At 66.9% G+C, this 2,461-nt stretch carries 3 protein-coding genes; 2 read left to right on the forward strand and 1 reads right to left on the reverse strand.

Features of this window, described 5'->3' with window-relative positions:
• A partial coding sequence (locus tag VD811_06895; GenBank protein ID HXV20699.1) for a hypothetical protein occupies positions 1 to 1,245 on the reverse strand: 1,245 nt, incomplete at its 3' end.
• Between the two features lie 161 nt (positions 1,246 to 1,406).
• Between VD811_06895 and VD811_06900 the strand changes: the two genes are divergently transcribed.
• Both VD811_06900 and VD811_06905 read left to right on the forward strand, forming a co-directional pair.
• The gene (locus VD811_06900) at positions 1,407 to 2,195 is read left to right on the forward strand and encodes a dienelactone hydrolase family protein (GenBank protein HXV20700.1); all 789 of its coding nucleotides are present in this window, start codon (positions 1,407 to 1,409) and stop codon (positions 2,193 to 2,195) included.
• 33 nt (positions 2,196 to 2,228) lie between these two features.
• A partial coding sequence (locus VD811_06905) for an ADP-ribosylglycohydrolase family protein (GenBank protein HXV20701.1) occupies positions 2,229 to 2,461 on the forward strand: 233 nt, incomplete at its 3' end.

Genomic DNA, 2,461 nt, shown 5'->3' on the forward strand with positions numbered 1-2,461 from the left:
CAGGCGGCTGGCCCCCTGCCGCACGACCAGGTCGGCCGCCTCGACGCTGACCGCACCCTCCTGCCAGCGACCGGAGAGTACGCCGGAAAACTCGCCGCCGCCCGGCAGGCGGGCAGCCAGCCGGACCCGTTCCACCGCGACGGTTCCGGCCGTCGCCTGCAGGTCGCCGGCCACGGTCAGCTCCCGCAGCCGCGCCACCGGGGGCGACAGAGCGAACCCGAAAGTCGTGGCAAGCTTCGCCGGCGATGGCGCGGCAAAGCGCCAGCGTCCGCCGAAGCGTTCATCGCTCCAGGTCCCCGCCAGCTGCAGCCGGGCCTGCGCCGGCAGGGCAGCCTCCGCATCGACCTCCCAGGCATCGGCGACGGCCGCCAGCTGCAGGTGCAGGCTCTCCCAAGGCCACCGCTCGCCCTGGCGACGGACCTCTCCGGCTGCCGTCTGCAGCCGAAGGGAAAGCCGCTCGCCATCGATCCCGAGAGTCAGACGGGGCGCCGTCACCCCCCAGGCCAACTCCAGCGGCCAGGGTGGCGCGCGGTCGAGGGCGGCCAGCAGTCGGGCGGCCTCGGCGTCATTCAACTGCGCCAGAGCCAGGGTGACTTCGAACGCTTCGGCGCCCGGCGCAAGGGTGACCGGCGTCTGCAGCAGGGAGCGGCCGGACCAGAGCAGATCGGTGATCGTCAGCTCCGGCCGCCCCTCCCAAATGCCGTGGCCGGCAAAGGCCAGCGTCACACCCGGCTCCTTGCCGAGCAGGGCGGCCACTTCGAGCGTGAACCGGGAATCGAGATTCCCCGCGGCCTCAATTTGCCGCAGGAGCAGGCGATCCTTTCCCAAGGCCAGAAGCAGGCTGCCTTCCTCTACCGTCCAATCCTCCACCCGCAGTGGTGGTTGCGGCGGCCAGAAAACTGGACCGCCGCCAGCTCTACCGGCACCTTCCCACTCCAGATCCGGCTGCCGGACCGCCACCGACTCCAGCCGTCGCTGCCAGAGGCCGGCGAAGGTATAGCGAACGACCACCCGCTCAACCCTAAAGCGAAACTCGCCGGGCCGCGCAACCTGCACTCCGGTCAGCTCAAGCCGGCCCCAGTCCAGTTCCAGGCGGTCGAGATGAACCTCGCCTTGCAGAGCCGTCGCCGCCTGGGTCTCGACCCACGGCCGCAGCCTCCCGTCGACGATTCGGTCGAAGTTGAACCCGACAAGCGCGGCGAGGGCGATGAGGGTGAAACCGATTGTCAGGAGTAAGCGGCGCATCGGCTGTCCCTGCCTTTTGGGGATTGCACAACAAGTATAATGGAGGCCGCTGCAAGAGCCAGCCCTCACACCGTCCGGTGGCAACTCCGGCCATTCGCACTATAATGGTGACAGCCGAGTCGAGATCGTTGCCCGTACGCATCATATTCAAGGAGAACGTCATGAAGCAGACATTGATCGCCATCGGTATGGTGCTGGCCTGCTCGATTGCTGCGCAGGCAGCCGTCAAGGGAGAAGAAGTGACCTATGGGGACAAAGAGATGCCGCTGAAAGGCTACCTGGCCATTGACGACGCCGTCACCGGCATGCGCCCCGGCGTCCTGGTGGTGCACGAATGGTGGGGTCTCAACGACTATGCCCGCAAACGGGCGCGGATGCTGGCCGAACTGGGTTTCGTCGCGCTGGCGGTCGACATGTACGGCGAGGGGAAGACGGCCGGGCATCCGGACGACGCTGGCAAATTCGCCGGCGAACTGCGCAAGAACCTGCCACTGGCCGAGGCGCGTTTTCTGGCGGGCCTGAATTTTCTGCGCCAGCAGCCGAAGGTCGATGTGGAGAAAATCGCGGCCATCGGCTACTGTTTCGGCGGCGGCGTGGTGCTGGAGATGGCCCGCGCCGGTGTCGACCTGGACGGCGTAGCGAGCTTCCACGGCAGCCTGGACACGGCCAACCCGGCCACACCCGGCAAAGTCAAGGCGAAGGTCCTGGTCCTGAACGGGGCCGACGACCCCTTCGTCACCCCGGAGCAGATCGCCGCCTTCAAAAAGGAGATGGAGGCCGCCGACGTCGATTACCGCTTCGTCAACTATCCGGGAGCCAGGCACAGCTTCACCAGCCCCGAGGCCGACGCCTTCGGCAAGAAGTTCAACCTGCCGCTTGCCTATGACCAGGCGGCGGACCGCAAGTCGTGGCAGGCGATGCAGGAGTTCTTCGCCCGGATTTTCCAGTAGGGGGAAGGACGGCCGTCGCGAAAGGAGACAAACTTGCTGGGAGCCATCGCCGGCGACATCATCGGCTCGATTTACGAACATTCGCCGATCAAGACCAGGGATTTCCCCCTGTTCGATCCCCGCTGCCGCTTCACCGACGATTCGGTGCTGACCATCGCCGTGGCCAAATCGATCCTCGACGGCACCGGCTATCTCGAGAGCCTGCGGGAGTTCGGCCGGCGCTACCCGGATGCCGGCTACGGCGGCACCTTCCGGCGCTGGCTGCT

It is taken from the genome of Desulfuromonadales bacterium, assembly GCA_035620395.1.
Taxonomy (GTDB): Bacteria; Desulfobacterota; Desulfuromonadia; order Desulfuromonadales; family DASPGW01; genus DASPGW01.

Bases quoted from the DNA above. Each gene is read 5' to 3' on its own strand.
- VD811_06900 (HXV20700.1), top strand. From the start codon at position 1,407: ATGAAGCAGACATTGATCGCCATCGGTATGGTGCTGGCCTGCTCGATT.